10 protein-coding genes and 5 pseudogenes are annotated in these 17,522 nt (G+C 68.8%); 11 read left to right on the top strand and 4 right to left on the bottom strand.

Annotated elements, in window-relative coordinates; genetic code table 11:
* Positions 1–23: 23 nt before the first annotated feature.
* Positions 24–1,430: an FG-GAP and VCBS repeat-containing protein gene (locus AC07FK_RS29760; protein ID WP_479108038.1), complete on the top strand. Its 1,407-nt coding sequence runs from the start codon at positions 24–26 to the stop codon at positions 1,428–1,430.
* 212 nt (positions 1,431–1,642) lie between these two features.
* On the opposite strand, the gene AC07FK_RS29755 is transcribed toward AC07FK_RS29760, so the two are convergent.
* Positions 1,643–3,454, bottom strand: a complete 1,812-nt coding sequence (locus tag AC07FK_RS29755; protein WP_479108037.1) for an alpha-galactosidase — start codon at positions 3,452–3,454, stop codon at positions 1,643–1,645.
* Between the two features lie 351 nt (positions 3,455–3,805).
* Here AC07FK_RS29755 and AC07FK_RS29750 point away from each other — a divergent pair, with 351 nt between their 5' ends.
* Complete coding sequence (locus AC07FK_RS29750; protein ID WP_479108079.1) at positions 3,806–3,970, top strand: hypothetical protein; 165 nt, start codon at positions 3,806–3,808, stop codon at positions 3,968–3,970.
* Positions 3,971–3,998: 28 nt separating this feature from the next.
* Here the strand turns inward: AC07FK_RS29750 and AC07FK_RS29745 are convergent.
* Positions 3,999–4,329, bottom strand: a pseudogene (locus AC07FK_RS29745) (transposase); the annotation flags it as partial.
* Positions 4,330–4,546: 217 nt separating this feature from the next.
* On the opposite strand from AC07FK_RS29745, the gene AC07FK_RS29740 reads away from it, so the two are divergent.
* The 3 genes and pseudogenes from AC07FK_RS29740 to AC07FK_RS29730 all read left to right on the top strand — a co-directional run.
* Entirely contained in the window at positions 4,547–5,776 is a 1,230-nt protein-coding gene (locus AC07FK_RS29740) for a PP2C family protein-serine/threonine phosphatase (protein WP_479108036.1), read from the top strand.
* 373 nt (positions 5,777–6,149) lie between these two features.
* Complete coding sequence (locus AC07FK_RS29735; protein ID WP_479108035.1) at positions 6,150–6,350, top strand: hypothetical protein; 201 nt, start codon at positions 6,150–6,152, stop codon at positions 6,348–6,350.
* Between the two features lie 91 nt (positions 6,351–6,441).
* A pseudogene (locus tag AC07FK_RS29730) lies at positions 6,442–6,961 on the top strand (transposase family protein); the annotation flags it as partial.
* A 113-nt stretch (positions 6,962–7,074) separates the two neighbouring features.
* On the opposite strand, the pseudogene AC07FK_RS29725 reads toward AC07FK_RS29730, so the two are convergent.
* Positions 7,075–8,785, bottom strand: a pseudogene (locus tag AC07FK_RS29725) (ABC transporter permease); the annotation flags it as partial.
* A 658-nt stretch (positions 8,786–9,443) separates the two neighbouring features.
* Here AC07FK_RS29725 and AC07FK_RS29720 point away from each other — a divergent pair.
* Positions 9,444–9,618, top strand: a pseudogene (locus AC07FK_RS29720) (IS630 family transposase); the annotation flags it as partial.
* 10 nt (positions 9,619–9,628) lie between these two features.
* Here the strand turns inward: AC07FK_RS29720 and AC07FK_RS29715 are convergent.
* A complete protein-coding gene (locus tag AC07FK_RS29715; RefSeq protein WP_479108034.1) occupies positions 9,629–10,276 on the bottom strand; it encodes a CBS domain-containing protein in 648 nt (215 codons plus the stop codon).
* An 860-nt stretch (positions 10,277–11,136) separates the two neighbouring features.
* Between AC07FK_RS29715 and AC07FK_RS29710 the strand changes: the two genes are divergently transcribed.
* The 5 genes and pseudogenes from AC07FK_RS29710 to AC07FK_RS29690 all read left to right on the top strand — a co-directional run bounded on the left by AC07FK_RS29710 (position 11,137) and on the right by AC07FK_RS29690 (position 17,471).
* Positions 11,137–12,573: an ice-binding family protein gene (locus AC07FK_RS29710; RefSeq protein WP_479108033.1), complete on the top strand. Its 1,437-nt coding sequence runs from the start codon at positions 11,137–11,139 to the stop codon at positions 12,571–12,573.
* A gap of 112 nt (positions 12,574–12,685) precedes the next feature.
* Positions 12,686–13,417, top strand: a complete 732-nt coding sequence (locus AC07FK_RS29705; RefSeq protein WP_479108078.1) for a DUF5819 family protein — start codon at positions 12,686–12,688, stop codon at positions 13,415–13,417.
* Complete coding sequence (locus AC07FK_RS29700; RefSeq protein ID WP_479108032.1) at positions 13,407–14,576, top strand: HTTM domain-containing protein; 1,170 nt, start codon at positions 13,407–13,409, stop codon at positions 14,574–14,576. Before AC07FK_RS29705 ends, AC07FK_RS29700 begins: the two co-directional genes overlap by 11 nt.
* A gap of 959 nt (positions 14,577–15,535) precedes the next feature.
* A complete protein-coding gene (locus tag AC07FK_RS29695; RefSeq protein ID WP_479108031.1) occupies positions 15,536–16,471 on the top strand; it encodes a helix-turn-helix domain-containing protein in 936 nt (311 codons plus the stop codon).
* Positions 16,462–17,471: pseudogene (locus AC07FK_RS29690) on the top strand (IS5 family transposase). The gene AC07FK_RS29695 and the pseudogene AC07FK_RS29690 overlap by 10 nt, the downstream one beginning before the upstream one ends.
* Positions 17,472–17,522: the final 51 nt, after the last annotated feature.

Genomic DNA, 17,522 nt, shown 5'->3' with positions numbered 1-17,522 from the left:
TCTTTCTTTCTTGTGGAGGATCAGTGCGACGCTCCCTGACGGCCGCCCTCGCGGTCACCACGCTCCTCACTCCCCTTGTGCTCGCTGCCGGCTCGGCCTCGGCCGCGCCGGCGGCGCCGCGCACGCCGCTCGTCGACTTCAACCACGACGGGTACGCCGACCTCGTGTTTTCTGCGGTCGGCGGCTACGAGGGCACGACGCCCGGCCAGGTGACGGTCGTCCACGGCTCCGCGTCGGGCCCCGACACCGCGCACGCCAAGACCTTCGGCCGCGCCACCCCGGGCGTGCCCGGCGACCCGCAGAGCGGCGGACGCTTCGGCCAGGAGACGGCCGCCGCCGACCTCGACGGCGACCGGTACACCGACCTCGTCGTCAACGGCTACGACGGCAAGGCCGTGATCCTGTGGGGCTCCGCGGCCGGCCTGTTCGGCCAGGGCAGCGCCGAGCTGCCCTGGAACGGCGGGCACGTCACCGCCGGCGACTTCAACGGCGACGGCAAGCGCGACCTGGTCACGGTGGACTTCCCGCGCAGCGGCGATCCGAACAACGACGACCAGGGCATGCTGATCTCCTACGGCCCCTTCACGCGCGAGGGCAAGGCCGCGAGCACCCAGGCGGTCGCCACCAGCCGGACCTTCGGCCCCGGCGGCTTCGTCACGGGCGACATCACGGGAGACGGCGCCGACGACATCGTCACCAACCACGGCTTCGAGGAGATGGCGTACGCCAGCAGGTTCTGGGCCGGCGGCAAGGACGGCGTGAACACCAGCCCCAAGCCGCTCGCGGCCTCCGTCGGCGGGGCGATCGCGGACGTCGACAAGGACGGCTACGGCGACCTTGTCGTCCGCGACATCGGCAACAACTTCGAGGACATGCCGTACCAGAAGGGCACGATCCTCATCAAGTACGGCACCGCGGACGGGCCTTCGACGACCCGCACCGCGAAGATCACGCAGGACACGGCGGGCGTGCCCGGCGTCGGCGAGGAGGGCGACCAGTTCGGCTCCTCGATCAGCGCGGGCGACGTGAACGGCGACGGCTACGCGGACATCGCGGTCGGCATCCTTGGCGAGGACATCGAGTCGGTCACGGACGCGGGGAGCACGGTGCTGCTAAAGGGCTCGCGCACCGGCCTGACCGGCACGGGCGCGCAGGCCTTCCAGCAGTCCACAAGCGGCGTGCCCGGCGCCTCCGAGAGCAAGGACACGTTCGGCAGCCAGGTCCTGCTGTCGGACACCAACAAGGACGGCAAGGCCGACCTGACGGCGACCGCGCCCCTGGAGGACGCCACCTACGCCGACTCCGGCGCCGCCTGGCACCTGCGGGGCGCGGCCGGCGGCCTGACGGTCACCGGCATCGCGTCGTTCGGCCCCAAGGCGCTCGGCGCGCTGGACAAGGGCGTCATGTTCGGCTCGTGGCTGGCGCGCTGACCCGTCCCTTCACGGCAGCCCCGGGCGGCGGTGGCGCGTAGGGCACCAGCCCCCACCCGCCACCGCCCTCCGCAACGGGCCCCGCACGGCCCGCGCTCAGTCCACCAGCGGCAGCACCTCGGGAAGCCGCCTGTCCCAGGCTGCTGCTGTGCCCGGCCCTGGCCGCGTCGTACAAGCATCCACTCCTGCGCCTACACCGGCTATGTCCGCGCTCACATCTCCCGGTACACCGTCAGCATCCGGCTGGCGTACTCCCCGGCCGGCAGCTCCGCCGCGAGGCCGTGCGCGGCGAGCGCCGCCCCGGTGCGGACGGTGCCGGCCGGGAGCGTCCCGCTGTCGTCGTCGACGTGATAGACGGCATCCGGGTCGAGCCCGCGCAACCGCAGCCGGGGAACGGGCACACCGCCCGCCGGCCCCACCCGCCACTGCAGCACGACGGACTCCCCGCCGTCGCGGGCCACGTACTGCACGGCGTGCGACGCGTCACCCGGTGCCCCGAGCCGGTACTGGTCGCCGCGCTGGACCGTCTCCCGCACTCCCTTGTACCGGGCGACGAACGCGGCCGCCTCGTCGAGCTCGTCGGCCGACCATCGTGTGAGATCACCACCGACACCGAGCGCCCCGGCCATCGCACTGTGGAACCGGAAACTCAGCGGCACCGACCGGCGGGTGTGCGGGTTCGGGCTGTCGGTGACCCACGCCCCCATCACCTGCGCGGGATAGACCTGAGAGAAGCCGTGCTGGATCGCGAGCCGGTCCACCGCGTCGGTGTTGTCAGACGTCCACGCCTGGTCCGTCCGCGCCAGAATCGCCAGATCGACCCGTCCGCCGCCGCCCGAGCACGCCTCGATCCGCACAGTCGGTCGGGCCGCCCGCAACCAGGCGAGGACCCGCTGCGCACCGAGGGCGTGCTCGACGAAGACGCGGCGGGTGTCGGGGCGCCCGCCCGTCGAACCGGACTCCGTGAAGGACCGGTTGAAGTCCCACTTCAGGAAGTCGACGTCGAACTCGTCGACCGTCCGCACCAGCCACTCCAGCGCCCATCCGGCGACCTCGGGCCGCGAGAAGTCGAGGACCAGCTGGTTGCGCAGGGTGTGCGCCGTCCGGTCCGGCAGGTGCAGCACCCACTCGGGACGGGTACGAAACAACTCGCTGTCAGGATTGACCATTTCGGGCTCCACCCACAGCCCGAACAGCATCCCCAGGCCGTGCACGTGGTCGGCCAGCGGGCGCAGGCCGTCGGGGAAAGCCCCGGGCCGGGCCGTCCAGTCGCCGAGCCCCGCCCGGTCGCTGTCCCGCGCCCCGAACCACCCGTCGTCGACGACGAACAGCTCCGAGCCGACCCGCGCGGCCAGATCGGCGAGGCCCCGCTGGTTGTCGAAGGTGACGTCGAAGGCCGTCGCCTCCCAGGAGTTGTAGAGCACGGGCCGTGACTCGTCGGCGGTGGGCAGGACATGGGCGCGCACATACGCATGCCAGGCCCGCGACGCCGCACCGAACCCGCCGGACCCGTACTGCCCGGTGCTGATCGGCGTGGTCCAGGACTCGCGCGGGGCAAGGGCCAGTTCGACGCCCTCGTGACCGCCACCGGTGAGCACACTGCACCGGCCCTCCGCCGACCGCACCGCCGTGGTCCGCCAACTCCCGGACGTGGCAAGCGCGACGGACCACACCTCGCCGCTCTCCTCGGTGGCGTCCCCGCTGTCGAGAGTGACCCAGGGGTTGCTCTGATGGCCGGTGTGACCGCGCCGGCTGCCCCAGCTCGTCTCGCCGACGGTGAGCGGTGTCCGCCGCAGCTGGAACTCACCGACCCAGCGCCCGTGCACGGTCCCGACCCGGTACTCCGGGAGCACCGGCAGGTTCCACTGCGCAGCCGCGTGGCGCACCAGGGTCAGCGGCGGCTCGCCGTGTGCGCCGGTGTGCCGCAGCTCCGTCCAGCGCTCGATGACGGGGCTGTCCCGGCGTACCCGGTAGTGCAACCGCCACCCGAGCGGGCGCCCGGTGTCGCGCAGGCTGATGGTCAACTCCGCACCGCGGCAAGGAGTTCGCTGAACGCCTCGGCTGGCAGCGCTCGAAGGTCTCGCGGCTGGAGCACGGCAAGCAGACCGCGACCGCCGATGACCTCGTCGCGTGGGCCGCCGCAGCGGACGTGCCGGCCGAGGCTGCCGACCTGAAGAGCCGTCTGCGCGGCCTGGAGTCCCAGCAATGGTCCTGGCGCCGTCAACTCGTGGCCGGGCATCGCCCCGTGCAGGATCGCTACGTTGCCGCCTATCAGGACACGCGCACCGTGCGGGGGTACGAGGCCACCGTCATTCCGGGGCTGTTCCAGACGGCCCGACTACGCCCGGCACCTGTTGATTCAGAACGCCCAGCTGATGCAGTCGCCACGCGATACCGAGGCAGCCGTACAGGCGCGCATGCGGCGCCAGGAGGTGCACCAAACGGGGAAGTTGTTCCGCGTCCTGGTCTGGGAGGGCGCGCTGCATGCCCTGTGCGTCCCGGCAGTCAACGGCAGCACCGCAAGGGGCCATCCGTGCTGACGCTCAGGCTGCCCAGCGCCCGAAGCAGGCCCGCGGCATGGTGGTGGGCCCGGCGGACCGTGGAGTCCACCGATACGGTCCAGCCGACCTCGTCAGCGTCGTCGGCCGCTGCCAGGACCGCGGCGAGGATACGTTCCCAGGTGCCGTCCACGGCCCACCTGATCAGCCGTTTGTGAGCGGTCTCGAACGAGCCGAGTCGTCCGGCAGGTCCCGCCAGGGCGAGCACTTGCGTACTTCCACGCGATGGCCTCACGGGTGCGGCGATGGTCGGCCCGCCTCCGGCCGCGGACCGGACCGGACGGCATCAGCGGCTCGATCCGGTCCCACATCCCATCAGAGAGCATTAACCGGACGGACACATCCCATCAACTGATCAGCCGATCAAAGACACGCTCTGGGGGTGGGGCCCGACTTGGGAGGTGCCCCTGTGTGCCGTGTCTCATGAGATACGGGCTCGTTAATATTCCTGTGAACGCATAACGTGATCGTCTTCACTTACCGTGACTGTTGACGGATTCACGCTCGCCGCGGTGCTTTCCAAGCTGGTAGGCGGGGCCGGTGGAAGGAACTGCGGTCGTGACTGGTGGGCAGAGTGAACTCCCTCGGCTGCTGACGGCAGCGGAGTCGGCGGCGCCAGTGGATGCCGTCGACGTGGTCGCGGAGGACCTGCGGCTGCGTTTCAAGGCCACAAAGGTCTCTTTCCTCATCGTGGACCTGACGGGGAGGGCGGTGGTGCGGTTGTCCACCGCACCTACTGAGGGTGGGGGAGTGGCGGAGCGGATCCCCATGGTCGGCAGCGTCTACGAGAAGGTGATCCGTACCCAGCGGCTGTATCAGGAGGCGACCGGCCAGGGCCAGCGGGTGATCATGCCGGTGACCAACCGGGGGGATGCGATTGGGCTGCTGGAACTGCTCCTGCCGGCCGACCCCGGCCAGGACGTCCTTGACGCGGTCGGGGAAGCCGCCCACGTCCTGGCCTACATCGTGATCGCCAACGGGCGCTTCACCGACCTCTACACCTGGGGTAAACGCTCCAGGCCCCCCACCTTGGCAGCAGAAATCCAGTACCAGCTACTGCCCCCGTCACTGTCGTGCGAGGCTGCGCAGTTCACCCTGTGCGGGAGCCTGGAGCCCTCCGAAGACCTCAGCGGCGATACCTTCGACTACAGCCTGGACCGCGACACCCTCCATGTGTCGCTGACCGACCCCATGGGCCATGACATCGATGCCGCCCTGGCCGCTACGGTCCTGGTGAGCGCACTTCGCGGCGCCCGCCGCGCGGGAGCCAGCCTGGCAGAGCAGGCCCACCGGGCCGACCAGGCGCTGATCGATCACAGTCGCGGCCACGCCACTGGGCAGCTGCTGCGGATCAATCTCCACACAGGGCAGGCCCAGCTTGTCAACGCAGGCCACCCCTGGCCATGGCGTATGCGTGACGGCACCGTTGGGATGATCACCTGCGAGGTGGACCATCCCTTCGGGCTGTCCGAGCTCACGCCCCGCCCCTACCGCGTTCAGGACCTGGATCTGCGCTGCGGTGATCGGCTGTTCATGTTCACCGATGGCATGCTCGAACGTCATGGGGAGGAGGTCGACCTGCCCGCCCTGTTGGAACACACCCGGGATCTGCACCCGCGGGAAAGTGCGCTGATGCTGACCTCTGCAGTCCGGGATGTGGCCGGCGGGCGGCTGGAAGACGATGCCACCGTGGTGTGCCTGGACTGGCACGGCCCGCAGGAGACCCAGCGGCACGTGAGCTCCGGCGCGGACACGGGGCAAGCCTCAGCCGCTCGCACGAAGCAGTAACGGAGCTACCCGAATGAGACATCACGAGGTGTCTGGAGAACCGTCCCACTTCAGCTCCGCAGCCCACCCCGGGGGCAGCCCCGGTTCGGACACAGGGGCGGCAAGCATGGGGTCCGGCAAGGTCCACATGCGCTCATGCCTCCCCACCGACCGCTCGCAGGTACCGCGCACAGTCACGCGCCGCACAACCCGGCTGCAAAGGGGCCCCATGCCCGAGGCCCACACTGCCCTGCGGAGCGTCGCATGGTCCGCTGTAGTGAGGGGTAGTGCTGCGGGCGTGAGTCGCCAATGGATCATTGCACCGGAGCCTGCAGGCACCCGCACCACTTCACCCGGCATCGCGCCGGCCCTGCCGCGGCAGCCGTTCGGGACGGTGGCGATAGACCTCCTGCCGTGGGAACTGCGTGTGGGCGACGTCGTTCCCTGCGACAACCACATCGGCAGGCCGATCGCCGACATACACGCCGTGGGCCCCGGCCACCGCGCCCGACGCCTCATCCTGGCCGGCCTCCCACCCCTGACCACACGCCGCAAACTGCGCATCTACCGCGCCACACAGCGCCTGAGCGCCTGAACGGCGCCCCACCGCCCGGCTGACCCAACACTGGCTTCCCTCGGGGTACGAGGCAGTTCGCACCGCCCAGCGGGCGCACGATCGTTGGCCGCAGTCCGCTCCGCTCTTCGGGACCTTTCCGGCGACGGTCTGCCGGCCCCGCGGCCCGTCCGATGGCGAGCGGTTGAGGAGCCTGGACGGCACGCTGGTCCCGGCCCGCGAACGGAAGGTCGGTGCCTCCTCCCGCAACAACCGCTTCTCGGCGAACGTGCAGGTCATCATCGACGCCGACCCCGCCTGGTCATCGCCTCGGCCCGGCCCGCGCCGGGAAACAGGGCCGACGCCCACGTCTGGCGCGAGTCGGACCTCCCGGCCAAGGCGGCCGGGACGACAGTGATCGCGGACCGCGCTTACCGGGACAGGGCTGATCGTCCCGCACCGCAGAAGGGCCAGACGGCGCCCCTCCTGCGCGGCCAGGAAGAGGACAACGCGAACACCGCCGCATCCGCGAGCACGTCGAGCACACCTTCGCCCGCATGAAGAACTGGAAGATCCTCCGCGACTGCCGCCAGAAAGGCGACGGCCTCCATCAGGCCGTCCAGGCCGTCGCCACCATGCACAACCTCGCCTGACACGGTGAAACAGCAGGCCGAGCCGCACCCCGGCCTGCCCAAGAGCGACCTCCTGCAACAGCGTTTGCTATAGGCACACCATGATGATCGCTCCCGTAAATGCCCCGGGCGTGCTATTCGGTCTTGATGGCCGTCAGCATGTTCAGGCGGGCGGCGCTGCGGGCCGGCCACATGGCGGCCAGGACACCGACCACGGCGGCCAGCAGGAGGAAGATGCCGATCCGCTCGTAGGGCACGATCAGTTCGTAGTTCGGCTCCGTCGACAGCGTGGTACTGCCAACCGCCCAGGCGAGAAAGACGCCGATGGCGACGCCCAGGACCGCACCGAAGAGCGAGATCACCACGGCCTCCCGGCGGATCATGTTCTTGACCCGGCTGCGGTCGAGGCCGATCGCCCGCAGCATGCCGATCTCCTGCGTCAGCTCGAAGACGGACATCGCCAGGGTGTTGACCACACCGAGCACGGAGATGACCAGCGCCATGCCAAGCAGGCCCTACATGACGTTCAGCGCGGTGTTGACCTGGCCGCCCAGCAGGTTGCGCATGTCCTGCCGGGGCGCGATCGTCATAGCCGGGTTTCTCCCGAGGGCGTCCACCACGGCCTGCTGGTCTGCCTTGGACTCGCCGCCGACGGTGTTGATCTACACCTCGCGGATGTACTGGTCCTCGGTGTGTCCAGCCAGGATCTTATTCTCCATGGCATAAGGGGACAGAAGCTCCCCGAGATCCTCATAGACGGCGCCGACCTTCAGAGTGCTCTGCTGCCCGTCGTCGTACTGGACCTGGAGGGTGGAGCCGACGATGAGGTTCTGCTTCTTCGCCGTCTTCTCGGCGACCGCGAGCTCGCCCTTGCCGAGGCTGTCGAGCGAACCGCTGACGACCTCGACGTTCAGGAGTTGGCCGATGGTGGCCGGGTTGACGCCGGAGACCGACCGGAAGTCGTCGCTAATCCTGACCAAGTTGTGCGTGTGTGTGGGGGAGAGAGACCGCCTTGATGCCGGGAGTCTTGGCGAGGGTCTCGGTCACCGACTTGTCCAGGCTGCCCAGGGAGGCCATGGAGACCCTGTAGTCCGCCTTGAGCTTCTCGGTACTCCTGCGGTCGACGACCTTGCCCATCGTGATGGCGAGCACCGACAGGGTGGTGACCAGAGTGAGACCGATCGCCAGGGAGGCGGCGGTGACGGCGGTGCGGCGCGGGTTGCGGACGGCGTTCTGGGCGGCCAGCTTGCCGGGGACCCCGAACACCTTCTGCAGCAGCGGGCGAACGGCCGCGATGACCGGCTTGGAGAGCAGCGGCAGCAGCACGATCATGCCGATGAGCAGGAAGAACGCGCCCCCGCCGATGGGCATGCGGCCCTCGTCGCCACCCATCGACACGCCGAGCACGACCAGGCCGATGCCGAGGGCGCTGATGAGGGAACCGAGGACGTTGCGCACGACCAGGGACTTGCCCGTGGCCGGCAGGTGGGCGCTGCCCATGGCGGCGACGGGGGCGATCCGGCCGGTGCGCCAGGCCGGCAGCAGCGCGGCGCCCGTGGTGACGAGGATGCCGATGACCAGGGCCGCGACGACGGTGCCCGGGGCGATCACGAGGTCGCCGCCCGGAAGCTTGGCGCCGAAGGAACCGATCAGGGAGCGCATGCCGACGGCGAGGCCGGTACCGCCGATCAGGCCGATGATGGCGGACAGGGCGCCGACGACGAGGGCTTCGGCGAGGACCGAGCGCATCACCTGGCCGCGGTTGGCACCGACGGCGCGCAGCAGGGCCAGTTCCTTGGTGCGCTGGGTGACCAGCATGGTGAAGGTGTTGTAGATGAGGAAGACGCCGACGAAGAGCGAGATGCCGGCGAAGGCGAGCAGCATGGTGCTCATCTTGCCCAGGCTCTTCTCGATCTCCTTCGCCTGCTCCTTGGCGAGCGCCGCGCCGGTCTGCGCCTGGGTGTTGTGGGCGTCGAGGAGCGGCTTGATCTCGGTGAGCAGCTGGTCGGCGGAGGTGCCGCTCCTGGCGGCGACCGACATCTCCTGGAAGTAGCCGGGCTTGAAGTAGAGCTCCTGGGCGGCCTTGGTCTCGAAGAGCACCCGGCTGCCGCCGGCCTGGACGGCGCCGTCCTCGGTGGTGAAGACACCGGCGAGGGAGCACTCCTCGACCGGGCCGTTGGTGGCGACGCGGACCTTGTCGCCGACCTTGTACCCGCCCTCGTTCGCGGTGGCCCTGTCGAGGGTGGTCTCGTCGGCCCTGGCCGGGCCGGCGCCCTGGGTGAAGGCGTAGAGCGGGTCCTTGCCGTCCTTGACGGGCATGTGGTTGGAGCCCGCGTTGGACCAGCCGGAGCCGATCAGCTTGCCGTTCTCGTTGCCCACGCCGGCGAAGCCGGAGACGCGGCCGGAGACGGACTCGACGCCCGGGAGCGCCTTGACCTTGTCGAGGGTCTGGCGGCTGATGCCGGGCTCGCCCTCCTTCTCTCCCTCCCCGTTGCGGCCCTCAATGATGCCGGACGTGCCCGAGCACCGCAGTCATGACTACGTTCGCTCGGGCCCCACCGCGCTCTTCGCGGCCCTGGACACCGCTACGGGGAAAGTGATCGGCTTGCTTCATCGCAGGCATCGTGCGATGGAGTTCAAGAAGCAAGCTCGACCGCGAAGTGCCGGCCGACCTAGACGACCTCTGACTCAGGACACGCTGTTTTGACCTGTGAGGTGGGGCTCTACGGTGACGACACCGTCAATGCCTTGGCAGAGGCCCACGATCACCAGGACGAGTCGCGGTTCCGGGACGCGACCCCGCAGGGCGACGGCTCCGTCCCGGACTTCAACTGCGACAGTGCCTTCGCCCAGGCCAAGGATGCGCCCCAGGACGTCCTGCTCGACCTCGCGGCGGATCTCGTCATCGGAGCGAATGAATGCATCGAGCAGGTCGCTGCGGCTGACGATGCCGGTGAGGAGCCCGTCGTCGTCGACCACTGGCAGCTGCTTGACGTGCCGCCTGCGGAGTTCTCGTGCGGCCTGTGGGATCGTCCAGCCGGCACGGGCGGTGCAGGCGGGGCTGCTCATGAGCGCGGCCGCGGTCCGGGCCCGGACTTTTCCCCACGCCCGCTCGTCGTTCCCGTCCGTCCCCTGCGGGGCGGGCATGCCGGTCTCGTGCCGCAACACGTCGGACGCGGACACGACGCCGACAAGCGTGCCGTCGGCGTCAACGACCGGGGCCGAGGCGATGTCGTTCGCGTCCAGCAGGGCGGCGACCTCCTGAAACGGTGTGTCGGGGCGGAGGGTGACGACGTCCTCGGTCATTACCTCACCCACCGTGCGGCGATGCAGCATGGCACTGGCCTCCTCCGCTTCTGTGACGGGCGGCCGCGGTCGAGCTGCCCGGGCCGACACGCGCGGCGCCGGCCTCGGCCCTGCCGGCTCGTTCGCGCAGTCTCCCTTACCCATGACAGCACCTCGCCGCTCCGGCGACCAGTGACGGCCAGCGGGGGACTGGGGGCAGTGGCCTCCCAGCCAGGAGTGCCGCCGAGTGCGGGGTGGAGGGAACCCGAGACCGGACCCGCAACAGCAGCCTCCGGTCATGCGCGGCCGACGCCCTGGCTCGCATTCCATAACGCGCCTCAATGGTTTTCGTCAGTCGCGGGCATGGTGCAGAGGATGTAGACGCCACGGGCCAGGCAGATGAGGGCCGCGACGTGGTGTTCCCAATCAACCGGCGTTGCGGTGACCCAAGGGTCGTCGGCCGTGTGTGAGCCGGCGCCTGGCGGCCACCGATGTGTGCTGCGTGGTGGCTCTGCATGGGTCCGCGCATGCCGACTCGGCGGTGCGGATCTTGGGCGGCACTTTTCACTTCGCCACGCCCACCGGGAGCGGGTTTGTGAGAGCACCTGGCTGGCGGCGCTTTGGCAAGCACGGATCGGATTATCTCGTGAACAGTGTGTGATATTCCCTCATCTGGTGCAGCAGTGCCCTCGCAAGCGGGGCGGTAAGTCGGATTATAGATAATGCGCATTCCCGTACTTGTATCGCACCGGGCGCCATTTGGATGCCTGATCATTCCCCTCGTCGCTCCTACTTATTGCTGGCGTCCGGATATTTCTGCGTAATATGCGGCGACACAGAAATGGCTGCCCGGGCGATCGGTAGGGCCCGGTGCACGACCTCCGGCCCCCTTCAAAGGAAATGGCCTTTCGATGAAGCTGCAGTTCCCTCAAGCGGCTCGGCGCCGCGCATTGTCCGGCTGGCTGGCTGCGGCTGTGGCCGCAGCGGTCGCGGCCGTGATGGTCGTCGTGACTCCCACGACGGCACTGGCGATCGCGACACCCGTACCTCTGGGCACGGCCGCCAGTTTCTCCGTTCTGGCGGGCTCGGAGATCACCAACACCGGACCCTCTGTGATCGACCACGACCTTGGGGTGCACCCGGGCACTGCCATCAGCGGGTTTCCTCCCGGCATCGTGCTCGGTGCCGTGCATTCCGCGGACGCTGTCGCGCAGCAGGCCAAGTCCGATCTGGTCCAGGCGTACAACAACGCTGCCGGCCAGGCCACCGACTTCGCGCTTCCGGCGGGAATCGGCAATGGCAACACGCTGCTTCCGGGCGTCCACACCGCTGTATCCGGTGTCGGACTCAACGGCGACCTGATCCTGGACGCCGGGGGAAACCCCAACGCTGTCTGGGTGTTCCAGATTCCCGAAGCTCTCACGACGGCATCGTCCAGCCGGGTGCTTCTCACGAACGGCGCCTCGGCGTGCAACGTGTACTGGCAGATCGGGAGTTCGGCCACGCTCGGCACCAGCTCCACCTTCGTCGGCACGATCATGGCTCTGACGTCGATCAGCGTGACTACGGGGACGAGCATCGAGGGCCGTGCGCTGGCCCGTAACGGTGCCGTGACGCTCGACACCAACCGGATCTTCCTCGGCGGGTGTGCGACCACCACCGGGGGAACGACGTCCGGCACGACCACCGGCACCACCACGGGCGCTACGTCCGGCACGACCACCGGTACTACGACGGGCGCTACGTCCGGCACGACCACCGGTACTACGACGGGCGCTACGTCCGGCGCGACCACCGGCACTACGACGGGCGCTACGTCCGGCACGACCACCGGCACTACAAATGGCACGACTGCCGGCGCGACCACCGGTGGAAGCACCGGCGGTCTGATCAGTGGAGGGGTCCTGGGCGGTCCCATCCTCGACGGCCCCATCGTCAGCATCGTGGGCGGAAGCACTTCGGGGAGCATCTCCGGCAACACCGCCGGGAACACGCAGGGCAACACCTCCGGCATCACGCAGGGCAACACTTCCGGGAACACTGCCGGCAATACCGCCGGGAACACGGCCGGCGGGAACACGCAGGGCAACATCGCCGGAAACACCACCGGCGGGCACGGCGGCAAGCCCGGCAAGCCGGGCCACCACGACAAGCCCGGCGGGCCCGGCCACCACCACGACAAGCCCGGCGGGCCCGGCCACCACCACGACAAGCCCGGCGGGCCCGGCCACCACCACGACAAGCCGGGCCACGGACACGAGGAAGGGCACGGCAAGCCCGACCACGGCAACGAGGACGACGTCTACAGCTACGGCTACGGCAACAAGCCGGCGAGCCACAAGGGCTAGGCAGCACGCTGCCGCAAACCCGCTCATCGACTGATGGTGCACGGCGGAATCTTCATCGAGTCCGCCGTGCACCACCGGTCCAGGTCAAAGATGTCAGGCGCGAGTGGCTGAAATGGGAAAGACAAGGTGGCCGGTGTCGAGCGCGATTGAATCAGCAGACGCGAGGGAACTCCAGCAGCCCGATACTGGCCCGGACTCGGACGGATGCCAGAGCGAAGCGGACGCCGGAAGACGGAAGCGGGGTGCCCGCGTCCTGCAGGCAGGGCTGCGCACCGTCGTGATCCTGTGTCTGTTCACGACTCTCGTCCACGTCGTCCTCGTGTTCCTTCACGTGGCGCCCGCCAACACCGTCTCGAAGAGATACACCATGGCGATCAACGCATGGGTGTACCCCTACTTCGAACAAAACTGGCGCCTGTTCGCCCCGGACCCCGACTCCGTCAACCGCCAAATTCAGGTCAGAACCGCACACACGGCAGTCGACGGATCGGCCAAGGTGAGCGACTGGTACGACCTGACCGCCGCAGACAACTCCGCAGTCGAGCACAACCCGTTCCCGAGCCACACGACGCAGAACCTACTGCGCCGCGCCTGGACCTCCTACACCGAAACACACGCAGGAGACGACAAGGCACGCACGGAACGCGCTGTAATGATCCAGAAGTATCTGAGCAATATCGCCGCGGACCGCGTCACGGCCCACAACCGTGGCACGTTCGACTTCATTCAGCTTCGTGTAATCACACACCCCATCCCCGCACCCGGCACGCCAGCCAGCGGCCCGCGTACGCCCGCCGAGACCCGGCTCCTGCCCTGGTGGAAGGTGACCACCCATGGGAAATGAACAGACCCCCAAGACCGGCTCCACGACACCAGCGCCCCCAAGGCCGACACGTGGAGAGACCGTGCCTGCCGGCGCTGCCCGATGGGCCATCGACCGGATCCGCACGCTGTGGGCCCTGGTGACCGGTCGGCCGCTGTCCCTGTACGCCGCGTCGGTGCTGCGCATCGGCTACGGACTGCTCTACCTGGTCTTCCTGTTGCGCGAGTTCCCGCACCGCCACGAGATCTGGGGCCCCAGCTCCCCTTGGACGCCCGCGCTGGCGCGACAGCTCTTCGACCAGACAGGGTGGAACAGCATCCTGACCCTGTCCGACAGCCGCACCTACTTCGAACTCTGCTACGCGACCGCCCTCGTCACGTCCACACTGTTCATGCTGGGCTGGCGCACCCGCCTCCTGTCCGTCCTCTTCGCCGTCGTGGTGATCTCGTTCCATGCCCGATCGATCTTCATGACGGACGGGGGCGACAATCTGATCCTCCTGATGGCGCTCTACCTCACCCTCACCGCGTGCGGCCGGCGCTGGTCCCTGGACGCACGCAGAGTACGGATCAGAGCGGCTCGTGCGGGCACCAGGCCGGAGCCGGTGCGGAGCTTCTCCTCGCAGCAACGCAACAACGCCCGCACCTGCCTGATCACCGCGGTCCACAACTGCGGCCTCTTCGTCATCGCGGCCCAGGTCTGCTTCCTCTACGGATCAACCGGCCTGTACAAAGTCCAGGGCGCTACCTGGGGCAACGGCACCGCACTCCACTACGCCCTGAACCTCGAACTCTTCCAGCCCTGGCCCGCACTTTCCCACCTCGTGGACCAGTTCCCGCTCCCGATCGCCCTCGCCTGCTACATGACGGTCCTCTTGCAGGTCGCCTTCCCGTTCGTGCTCTTCGGCCGGCTCAAATACCCCGTCCTGGCCCTGCTGCTGTGCATGCACATCGGTATCGCAGCACTCATGGGGTTGCCTCTCTTCTCCGGTGCCATGATCGTCGCGGACGCCGTATTCCTGCCGGATCGCTTCTACTGCCTCCTGGGGCGGCTGTGGAAACGCGCCACCCAACGCATCGGTGCCGCAGATGCGGATGCCTCACTCGGGCAGGAATCCGCGCCGGTACCGGCGCAGCCGGGACCGGTGGCGGCGACGACACCCCGTTCCGCAGCGCGGTGACCAGACTTCTGCCCGCCACGGCATCCCCGCCTCGCCCCTCAGCTGTATGCAGGAGACGAAGACGCGCCCTGTGCCCGCCTCCAGCGGGCCCAGGAAGATCAATCATGAGCTACGACGGCTTCCTGGCGCGGGCCCGTGACGCGGGTGCACATGAGGGCACGGGAGAAACACCGCAGCTACTCGCGGCAGTACCGGCGTGCTCGCTGCCCGGCTCAGTCCTCGCCCTCCCAAGCAACGGCACGCCTTTGTGACAGAAACCCGGGAGGACCATTCAGAGCAGGAGACAGAGCCATTCGGGCCGATGGAGTGCTGCAACCGGATTGCTGGGCGGACCGGAGCGAGCGCCGAGACCGCCCGCTAGGACGCCGAGTTGCCGGCCTCCTCGCTGGCGATCTCCCTCCTGACCGGGCTGCGCGGATCCTCAATGAGCTGCCCCATGGCTACCGCTCTCTGTTCGGCAACGCGTAGAGGCGCTCACCTTGCATCTGAGGGAACGAACACGCCCTCCTGACGGTTCAGCCTCCCCCGCACTTCCCAACTTGCTCGCGCGCGTGCGGATCGGGGCGCAGGACGGCGGTATCCAGCAAAAGCAGCGTTCGGGTGAGTGCTGTGCTGTCAGGGCCGGCGCCACATTGGGGTTCCTGGATTCGGTGACCCCAGACCGATGGGTCGGCGCGCTCCGTGCGCGACATCCAGTGCTCCTGGGGCCGTGGGCATGCCCCCTGCGGAGACCTACCCAGTTGCTTCCGTCGAAGCACCTGATGCGGTCGGGGGCCGCATCAGGTGCTTGCGAGCCGCCACGGCGAGAGGATCCCTGCCATGGTTGCCTGGGGCAAATGCCAATGTAAGCGTCCGTTTCGGCAGTCCACCAACACGACGGCACGCCGCTTGATCGACAAGTCCTGCTCCATGGCAATCTGCGGTTCTGAACAGGAATTGGAGCCGGAGGTACACCGCCCGTGGCGGCGAACAGTAACCCCACCGTCACAAAGCGCCGCCTGGGAGCCGAGCTCCGCCGGCTCCGCCAGGCCAGTGGGCTGAAGAGCACCGAAGCGGCAGAACGGCTCATGGTCTCTCAGCCCAAAATCAGTCACCTGGAGAACGGTCGTCGCACCATCAGCGCCCGCGACGTACGCGATCTGTGCGTGATCTACGGAGTGACGGACCAGCAGGTCGTCGACTCACTGATGCGCATGGCCAGGGAATGCGCGCAGCCGGGCTGGTGGAACGTCTACGGCGACATCCCCCAGAGCGTCTACATCGGCCTGGAGGCGGACGCTACTACGATCCACGCCTACGAGCCCCTGGCGATCCCCAGCCTGCTCCAAACCCCGGCCTACGCCCACGCAGTCATTGCGGAAACGATCCCTTTGCCCACGGCCGCACAGGCCGCCACCCGTCTCAGGGTGCGGCTGCGCCGCCAGCACCGGATCTACGACCCGGCCCGTCCGCTGCGTCTGCGGGTCGTCCTGGACGAGTCGGCCTTGCGCCGCGTCGTCGGCGGCCCCGACATCATGCGCGAACAACTGGAGCACCTCGAGGCCATCGGCGCCGAGCCGCACATCACCGTGCAGATCCTGCCCTACACCGTGGGAGCCCACCCGGGCCTATCAGGACAGTTCTCCATCCTGCGGTTCGCCGACAGTCCCGACTCAGTGGTGTATCTGGAACGGTTCACCAGCGATCTCTACTTGGAGAAACCATCCGACGTCCAGCACTACAGCGCGATGTACGACCACCTCCAGGCCCAGGCCCTCGCCCCTCACAGCAGCCGCGACTTCATCGCCGACGCCAGCCAGTCATACATCAACGCAGTGAGTCAGCCCGGAGGATCCGCAGCGGTCCGGCGAGCATCTCCAGGACCCGGCGGCTCTGGGAGGCCCGTATGGGGCTGAAGCCGGGGCGCCTGGCAGGGTGCGTCATAGCGGTACGCCAGCCTGACAACAGCGCAGGTGAGGTCACGTGGTCAAGGGCAGCCGACGACGCCGACAACGGACAGCTCAGGTGGCCCGTTCGAGTCCCGGCCCGAGGCGAGCTGCCCGCGCTGCTCGAGGCGTCCAGTGAGGCCGGGCGTGGACAGGTGGAGGCCCGGCCTCGGGTGGGATGCGAGCGGGCCTCCGATGCTGCGGTGTGGCCTTGTGGCCGGTGCGCGACGCGATGCCCGTGCCCGCCTGGCTGGAGGGAAGGGGCGGGCAGCCGGAGAGCTACTGCCACCGGCATGCTGGCCGACGCGGTGCGCTACCTGGTCGCGGGCGGCATTGCCTGGAGAGCGGTGCCTGCGCACTTCCCCACATGGAACCGCGTCTACGCCTTCTTCCGGCGCTGGCGGGACAAGGGCCTGGTCGCCGAGTTCCACGACCGGCTGCGCGACCGGGTCCGCGAGGCGTCGGGTCGTGATCCGGAGCCGACCGCCGGGATCATCGACGCGCAGTCGGTGAAAGGGGCCGCGTCGGTACCGGTTGCCAGCCGGGGGTTCGACGGCGGGCAGAAGGTGAACGGCCGCAAGAGGCACATCGTCGTGGACACCCTCGGGCTTCTGCTGGCCGTGATGGTCACCGCCGCATCCGCGAGGCCGGCCGGACGCTGCTGGAGCGGCTGCGGATGCGGCACTGGCGCATCTCGCTGGTGTGGGCCGACGGCGGCTACACCGGACGCCGGGTCGACCTCGCCCGCAATGTCCTGCGGATCGCGGTGACGGTGGTCAGATGCACCGACAACGCCACGGGCATCGTGGTGCTGCCGAAAAGGTGGCTGGTGGAACGGACGTTCGCATGGCTGATGCACTCACGCCGCCTGGTCCGCGACTACGAGACCCGCACCGACACCTCCGAGGCGATGATCCGGTGGTCGATGAGCATGGTCATGAGCCGCCGGCTCGCCCGGCGAGCACGTTGAACATCCCCGGACGTTTCTCGGCCATCCAGCCCCGCGCGGCCAGGCGCTTCA

The sequence above is a fragment of the Streptomyces sp. NPDC046122 genome (genome assembly GCF_056429965.1).
This window is presented reverse-complemented; position numbering and strand designations above follow the sequence as displayed.

Bases quoted from the DNA above. Each gene is read 5' to 3' on its own strand.
- AC07FK_RS29750 (WP_479108079.1), top strand. From the start codon at position 3,806: ATGCAGTCGCCACGCGATACCGAGGCAGCCGTACAGGCGCGCATGCGG.
- AC07FK_RS29715 (WP_479108034.1), bottom strand. From the start codon at position 10,276: ATGCTGCATCGCCGCACGGTGGGTGAGGTAATGACCGAGGACGTCGTC.
- AC07FK_RS29710 (WP_479108033.1), top strand. From the start codon at position 11,137: ATGAAGCTGCAGTTCCCTCAAGCGGCTCGGCGCCGCGCATTGTCCGGC.
- AC07FK_RS29705 (WP_479108078.1), top strand. From the start codon at position 12,686: ATGGGAAAGACAAGGTGGCCGGTGTCGAGCGCGATTGAATCAGCAGAC.
- AC07FK_RS29700 (WP_479108032.1), top strand. From the start codon at position 13,407: ATGGGAAATGAACAGACCCCCAAGACCGGCTCCACGACACCAGCGCCC.